A 6,290-nucleotide genomic window follows, 5' to 3' on the forward strand; every position below is an offset into this window, starting at 1 on the left:
TTCATCGATTGATTTTCCCTTTCTTGAAATGAATGTAAAGTTCTAATGTCCTCGAATATTTTTGAATTGACCATGGCTCCTATACAACTTAATGATTTTGCCTTGCTTATATTCAAATATGTCAGCCATTCTACCTTGACCAATAATGCTTCATAGTTAGCTCTACTTGTTGTGTATATGAGTTCGCAATATTGCATAAAACGTTCTTGTACTCACGAAACGCCCCAGCCTTAGATAGCTCTTATCTTAGGCTGGGGCGTGTGTTGTCTGAGCTTATTCCATGATTATACATCTGATAACCAATGCACAGTAGTCCCAATGTGTGAATGCGGTATTATGATTTGTATTTGTCCAAAACAGTATTTACAAAATGAGTTTTTCCATCCGCATATGCTGTACGGTTATTAGTAAATCTCTCTGCAAGCTCTTTCTTTAAAGATGAGTATGCGGCTACTAAATCCGGCCTGAAAGGCCAGGAACTGAGGTGCTTCCAACATGCTCTATGGTTAATGCTAACTTTCCTAATTTCTCTCTTAATATATCTTTCAATTCATTAAACATCACAGGCCATGCATCATGATAATCTTCAATAATCACTGGTCTTGAACCCATCTTAAATTAGCCCTCCATATTAATATGTCTTTACGAAGATTTCCGATTACGTCTCTCGTATTCATGACTCCCCACCTTCCTAGAATCACGGAGTGACCGCCGAAAAGTTATAAAACCAATCTCTATGCATTAGAAATATATGTTCAATAAATCTATCGATTTCTGTTTCATTACATCCAATCCAATTATCAACTTCGTTCATTATCTCTTCATTAAGATAATTATCTATACCTTTACAATAATTCTCTAAAATAATTCTATCATCGTATTCTCGAAGAATACGTATCAGCACATTTGCCGAGTCTATTTCTAACACTTCATAGTAAGTCCAAACCCCAGATCTTTCAGACATCGATTGCCAATTCATTAATTGGTTTAACGCCATAACCCATCTAATGTTCTCAGTCTTTTGCATAAATAAATTTGCTAAGATTAATAATTCAACTTTTGACTGATATTCATTTATCGAATTGAAAAATTGATCCAAGTAGAATTTTGAATACTTCATTAAATCACCCATAAAAATTATTACAGTTTCAAATTGTGAACTTGCTAACCCAATCGGTCTATCTCTTGATTCTGCTTAATACTCCAGTTTATAAACGATTTCCCCATCTATTACTCGGCCATCTTCTTCAAATCCTAATTTTCCATATAGCTGTTTTGCCCAAGCATTCTCTGGTTCAAAGCTTATGTATATAACCCGATGCTGTATGTCTTCTTTAATCCTTTCAATGAGCAGTTCCATAGCAGCCTTCCCATAACCCTTTGATTGATACTTAGTATCTATCATTAACCGATAAATCCAATATTCATGATCTTCTTCATCTATACAATACATCGTAAAGCCCACTAGAACTTCATCATGATAAATAGCCAAGCAGACACACTCTGGGAATGCCTTAGCCTGTGCGAGCGAAAACAAATTTGTCGCTACAAACTCATTTTGTTCATCAGCGACACTCAATTTAATGACATCAAAAAAATTACTTCGATCTATTTCCTTAAGTGCTATCATAAATGCTCCCCATTTCTTCATTATCTTAATCTTTGATAATATACTCTCCTCCGGCCACTAGAAGATGTTCTCCACTTTCATAATTACACGGAAATCAAAATATTTCCACCACTAAGAACGATTTTTCAGTAAAGGTGCAACTTTTTAAAAATGAAATGAATCTAACAAATGTAGTTACATTTTTCCATAAAGAAGGAAGGGTTTATATGCATAGAAGAATCGCTCTACTCACCGTTATGGCGGCTTTATTGACATGCAGCTTTTTTAATGGGCCTGTACAGGCAGAGACTCACACAGAAGTGATTGAAAGTACGGCTAAATCACAGCTCGATTCAACTGTTCTAGAGAAGGTCAAAGCAGCTCTTGGGGAAATTGCAAAAGGCAATGAGATGAAATCGGATCTCAAAGTAATGGCGAATAATAGTGACAATATTGATCTAGAAGGAGAGTTGTCCCAGCCTGCTGCAAGGTTCAATGTTGGTTACGACAAGAAAAACAACGAGTGGATAATGCAACCATCTATTATCAAATCAAAGATAAGGATCTTGCGTTGGAGCCAGCCGTTCTTAAGAAGCTGAATGCCTTCATCGCGAAGTTCGAGGATAAGAAAAATCCATTAACGTTCAGCGCATTATGGAGAGTAAAATCGCCATATCAAGATAATGAGCCACGAAATTACTGGGTATTCTGGGGGAATGCATCGCTGGATATCGATCTCGACAAAGGAAACAAAATCATCGCCAGACAGAGCTATTCCTCAGCACAAGTAGATAAAAAATTAGTAAATAAAGCTGCTAACGCAATCAACCAATTAAGTAGAGAAGGCAAAATAAATCTTGTTCGCATCGAGCGGGTTAAGGATGAAGTCGCCGGCAGCTATTTCTGGCATTTTGAAGATCACTACGATCATCATAGCGTCAAGATTGACGCAATAACAAATCAGGTGTTGAAAGACGGCACGATTTATACGGATTGGACGAGCGACAAAGATTTTGCCAAATCCTTTGCCAAACCCAAATATACTCCAAAACAAGCGATTTCTGCAGCAAGCGGTAAAGTTAAATCTATATTCAATGTCAATTTGGCCGGATATAAAGTTACCGTTAAATTGAATGAATATACATTCAAGAAAGACGAACAGCCTACAATTGTGGGCAAGATCAATAAGGAAGGGAAATTTTATTCCTTTTCTCTTACGCCTAAAGCGTGAGCGCTACTATCAGCAGAAAATAAAGTATAAGGCTGGACGTCTATGATCTACGCGACTTTTCAAACTGTTATAACGTCAGACTCTTTCTTATTGAGAGTCCTAGTCGCTTTTGTACTCCAAAATATCGCCTGGCTGACAATCCAAAGTCTTACATATCGCTTCTAATGTTGAAAAACGAACCGCTTTTGCTTTTCCATTCTTCAGAATGGAAAGATTCGCCATAGTGATTCCAACCCTTTCTGAAAGCTCCGTTACACTCATTTTTCGTTTTGCTAACATCACATCAATATTAATAATAATTGCCATATCCTCCACCTCAGACCGTCAAATCATTTTCTGATTTTATATGAATCGCTTCTTCTAAAAGTCTTTGGAGAACAGCTGCAAAAAAGGCGATAACCAACGAACCAAAAATGATGATGAGTCCCACAAATCCGATAGGAGGATCAACTTTCTCCCCTATAAAATGAAAGAGTGGCATACCTAATACGTACCAACCACTTATTGTTATAGCACAACACTTTATGTTCTTTAACGCCTTTATAGATAAATCCGAGAACGCTGTGTTCTCGTCAATGTATCGCAAAAGGTTAAAAGCCTGATAGAGAGCAAAGTAAAAAGGCACAGTCGCTCCATACAACAAAATTAAAACGAGAGATTTTAGATAAGCAATATCTGGATACAATTTTCCAGCAAAAACTCCGATTTTAGGAGCCAAAAATATACAAAATGCAAGAACGGGGATTCCGATAAGAATAACAGCTAACTTTAAAAAGATCGTCGTTACTTTTTTCAAAAAAGCACCTCACTTGATTTAATGACAAAGTAACTTTATCATTAAATATATCGTTTTTCAATAAAAAAATATTGATTTTTATTGAATTTTTATTGTTGTACGATTTGACAAAAACAAAAAGCATTTCTCATTTCAAAGAAATGCTCTTACTTAAAAATTTAAATTTACAACTTGTTCAACTAAACTCCCTGTTAGTTTAACATGCAGATGCCGTGTCTGTGAGGAAGGGTAAAATGAGAGGAATATTTACAAAGTAGCATATGGTAGCCTATGATTTAAATATTCGTCCATTGGGGACTTGCATCGGATTCCAGCCTGCGTCTATTGGAGGATCGACTACACCGCAATGAAATCAAGCTGAGGGAGGTAAACAAAAGTGAAGAATAGATTTGAATTTACTGCGGTCGTCCTAATAGGCAATGGCGAGTTAACAGACGACTTTACCATAGATATCGCCAAAATGGCTGACCGTTTAACCATACAGCTGGAGATCGCAAAGAAAGCCCTCCGATCTATTGCGGAAAGTTCAGCGCAAGACAACGAGGCAGCTAAGACAATTGCCGCAGAAGCTCTAAAATCGATTGTGGAGTAGGTGCCAGGCTGCATTCGTGTTTTTCTCCATTAGCTCAATACCATGTTAATTTAAAATAATTCATCTAGGGAAATTATACCACAACACAGGAATCTATGTTCTGTTTTATATTCTAAATCTTCTTTTATGCACTTGCACTAGTTTCAGTATTCATGACATAGATTTTCCTTGGATAGCTTCTATCTCTCAGGAAGATCGATGTGTCCGGCTGCTCTCGCTTCTCCTCATCTCAATTTCCAGTCGGATACTCTTCAACCGCGAACCGGATCGAAGGGCGAATGCACCAATCGTGAGTCACGCTTTTCTCAATGAAAACAGAATATAGATCGATTCAATTTCATGGAATTCTTCCAAAATCCACGAGATTTTAGTTAATATTCGCTGCAATCCCTCCAGCCCAAGAAATCGGATTTGCACGCCAATAAACTCTGTAAATCCAAGATAGCCACGGTCGCGCTCCTTTCCATGGCAACCGGCACAATGTTTTTCTGTGATATTTAATAACAAGTTCGCGTTTGCTATACTGATAGCAAATAGCGTGGTTTTGGGAGGATAGTATGAACGAATTAGAGCAAATTGAACAGAAGTACAATTTCACATACCCGAAACTATATAGACAGTTGTATTTAGACGGTATGTTGGATTCGGGCGGAGAATATGGGCAGGATTGGAACGGAAAGTATTATGCCAAATTAGCCCAAAACCCGCCTATGCTGTTTTTCGGCTTTGACTTTGAGTTGCTAAAATGGAACAGCATCGTTGAAGAAATCGAAGCATTCAAAGACCCTGACGATTATCGTCAGACGAAACCAGAGTTTCAATTTGTTCCGTTTGGTCGACAAAAGAACGGTGATTTGTATGTGTTCCAATTTGATAAACAAAACGGTGAGGATGTTCCTATTACGTTGATTTATCACGATGATATTACCGCTGTTGTTTTGGCGAAAAATTTACAGGATTTTATTTTTCGGGACTTGCTTGAAGATTTAACGAATATGAAGTATTCCCATACAGCAAGTGGCGATTTAAAAGTCAATTCTGCCAACCTATTAAGAACACACCGAAAGTATTTGAAGCATAGTCAAGTTAAAAAGTTGGAAGAAATATATGCTAGAGATGTTTTTGAATACATAGAAACGACCTCAACTGGGCACGAATTGCCACTGGAAGGGTTAATCTCAAACGTTGAATTAGAACAGGTGTTAAAACAGGAGATTAGTTTCGACGCGCTCGACAACGAGTTTGAGTATTGCAATTCATAGACACGCACAAGACGTCAGCACGTCTACAGGCTGACGTCTTCACTTTGTCTTTTCGATTTGGATTTCTGATATATCCATAAACATAGAAATGCTGTTCCGAATTGATTAACCCAGGGGGAACAGTGCATTCTTAAAGCCTTTTCATAATATCTTTCTTCTTCAGACCATTCTTTTTAGCTTTTGCATGCCAAAAAGAGTGTGTCGCTGCAAATCGCCAGGCAAAGCGTGGGAAATTTGGACTGAACAGCAAGGATTCATCTCTCCCCTGCGAATGTATATTTTTTGCCAGCCTCTCCATTGCCCTTCCTAGATTTTTTAATGGGCCCTGGCCAAGTGGTACCTTTTCGATAAAACCCATCATTTCACCAGCACCTTGCCCGATTCCTTGTCCAAAATGAAGGCCGGATCGTATGCACCAATTTTTGATGATTTCAAGAGCAATGCAAGTTTGTTTGCCCTCATAAAATCCATTGTTTACAAGAGCATAAACGTAAATTTCCTTTTTCCGTTCTGCTTTCATATACCCTTCAAGAGTAGTCAGCATCCTTAATAAATGCGACGGTATTGCATCGAAGTATAGAGGAAATGCAAAAATCAGTGTATCCATGTGGCAAAGCTCGATGTATTGCTCATCGGTAAGCGGTCTTTTATTTATGGTATAGTGTGATATCTCATGCTCGGAGATTATCAGGGGTTCAAGTGCTTTGAGCATCCTACCCGAATTGCTCTTTCCTAACTTGGGGCTTCCATTTATCATAGCGATTCTCATTATATAACCTCCTTGATTGTTTGTATGCTGT

The 6,290-nt window shown here is 37.9% G+C and carries 11 protein-coding genes; 4 read left to right on the plus strand and 7 right to left on the minus strand.

Going from position 1 to position 6,290, the window contains the following annotated elements; translation table 11 throughout:
- Nucleotides 1–334 precede the first annotated feature (334 nt).
- From AZ66_RS33940 to AZ66_RS25505, 4 genes are all read right to left on the minus strand, one after another.
- Nucleotides 335–526 carry a GrpB family protein gene (locus tag AZ66_RS33940; RefSeq protein WP_442950324.1) on the minus strand — a complete coding sequence of 64 codons (192 nt, stop codon included), beginning with the start codon at nucleotides 524–526 and terminating at the stop codon, nucleotides 335–337.
- Nucleotides 454–612 (minus strand): GrpB family protein, encoded by a 159-nt coding sequence (locus tag AZ66_RS33125; RefSeq protein WP_082061727.1) that lies wholly within the window; start codon nucleotides 610–612, stop codon nucleotides 454–456. Before AZ66_RS33125 ends, AZ66_RS33940 begins: the two co-directional genes overlap by 73 nt.
- An 85-nt stretch (nucleotides 613–697) precedes the next feature.
- Nucleotides 698–1,120 carry a hypothetical protein gene (locus AZ66_RS25500; protein WP_044357440.1) on the minus strand — a complete coding sequence of 141 codons (423 nt, stop codon included), beginning with the start codon at nucleotides 1,118–1,120 and terminating at the stop codon, nucleotides 698–700.
- Nucleotides 1,121–1,195: 75 nt separating this feature from the next.
- Nucleotides 1,196–1,651: a GNAT family N-acetyltransferase gene (locus tag AZ66_RS25505; protein WP_231587049.1), complete on the minus strand. Its 456-nt coding sequence runs from the start codon at nucleotides 1,649–1,651 to the stop codon at nucleotides 1,196–1,198.
- 185 nt (nucleotides 1,652–1,836) lie between these two features.
- On the opposite strand from AZ66_RS25505, the gene AZ66_RS30195 reads away from it, so the two are divergent.
- Nucleotides 1,837–2,208: a hypothetical protein gene (locus tag AZ66_RS30195; RefSeq protein ID WP_052648859.1), complete on the plus strand. Its 372-nt coding sequence runs from the start codon at nucleotides 1,837–1,839 to the stop codon at nucleotides 2,206–2,208.
- A complete protein-coding gene (locus AZ66_RS25510; RefSeq protein ID WP_156160080.1) occupies nucleotides 2,133–2,840 on the plus strand; it encodes a hypothetical protein in 708 nt (235 codons plus the stop codon). Before AZ66_RS30195 ends, AZ66_RS25510 begins: the two co-directional genes overlap by 76 nt.
- 99 nt (nucleotides 2,841–2,939) lie before the next feature.
- On the opposite strand, the gene AZ66_RS25515 is transcribed toward AZ66_RS25510, so the two are convergent.
- Nucleotides 2,940–3,146: a helix-turn-helix domain-containing protein gene (locus AZ66_RS25515; RefSeq protein ID WP_021257716.1), complete on the minus strand. Its 207-nt coding sequence runs from the start codon at nucleotides 3,144–3,146 to the stop codon at nucleotides 2,940–2,942.
- A 10-nt stretch (nucleotides 3,147–3,156) separates the two neighbouring features.
- Entirely contained in the window at nucleotides 3,157–3,636 is a 480-nt protein-coding gene (locus AZ66_RS25520; RefSeq protein ID WP_044357441.1) for a DUF2975 domain-containing protein, read from the minus strand.
- A gap of 376 nt (nucleotides 3,637–4,012) precedes the next feature.
- Here AZ66_RS25520 and AZ66_RS25525 point away from each other — a divergent pair, with 376 nt between their 5' ends.
- Complete coding sequence (locus tag AZ66_RS25525) at nucleotides 4,013–4,228, plus strand: hypothetical protein (RefSeq protein WP_044357442.1); 216 nt, start codon at nucleotides 4,013–4,015, stop codon at nucleotides 4,226–4,228.
- A 557-nt stretch (nucleotides 4,229–4,785) separates the two neighbouring features.
- Complete coding sequence (locus AZ66_RS25530; RefSeq protein WP_044357443.1) at nucleotides 4,786–5,490, plus strand: SMI1/KNR4 family protein; 705 nt, start codon at nucleotides 4,786–4,788, stop codon at nucleotides 5,488–5,490.
- 130 nt (nucleotides 5,491–5,620) lie between these two features.
- On the opposite strand, the gene AZ66_RS25535 is transcribed toward AZ66_RS25530, so the two are convergent.
- A partial coding sequence (locus AZ66_RS25535; RefSeq protein ID WP_231587050.1) for a hypothetical protein occupies nucleotides 5,621–6,290 on the minus strand: 670 nt, incomplete at its 5' end.

The sequence above is a fragment of the Paenibacillus sp. E194 genome (assembly GCF_000935845.1).
In the GTDB taxonomy this organism is placed as follows: domain Bacteria; phylum Bacillota; class Bacilli; order Paenibacillales; family Paenibacillaceae; genus Paenibacillus_B; species Paenibacillus_B alvei_B.

Bases quoted from the DNA above. Each gene is read 5' to 3' on its own strand.
- AZ66_RS25505 (WP_231587049.1), bottom strand. From the start codon at position 1,651: ATGAAGAAATGGGGAGCATTTATGATAGCACTTAAGGAAATAGATCGA.
- AZ66_RS25515 (WP_021257716.1), bottom strand. From the start codon at position 3,146: ATGGCAATTATTATTAATATTGATGTGATGTTAGCAAAACGAAAAATG.
- AZ66_RS25530 (WP_044357443.1), top strand. From the start codon at position 4,786: ATGAACGAATTAGAGCAAATTGAACAGAAGTACAATTTCACATACCCG.
- AZ66_RS25500 (WP_044357440.1), bottom strand. From the start codon at position 1,120: ATGAAGTATTCAAAATTCTACTTGGATCAATTTTTCAATTCGATAAAT.
- AZ66_RS33125 (WP_082061727.1), bottom strand. From the start codon at position 612: ATGGGTTCAAGACCAGTGATTATTGAAGATTATCATGATGCATGGCCT.
- AZ66_RS30195 (WP_052648859.1), top strand. From the start codon at position 1,837: ATGCATAGAAGAATCGCTCTACTCACCGTTATGGCGGCTTTATTGACA.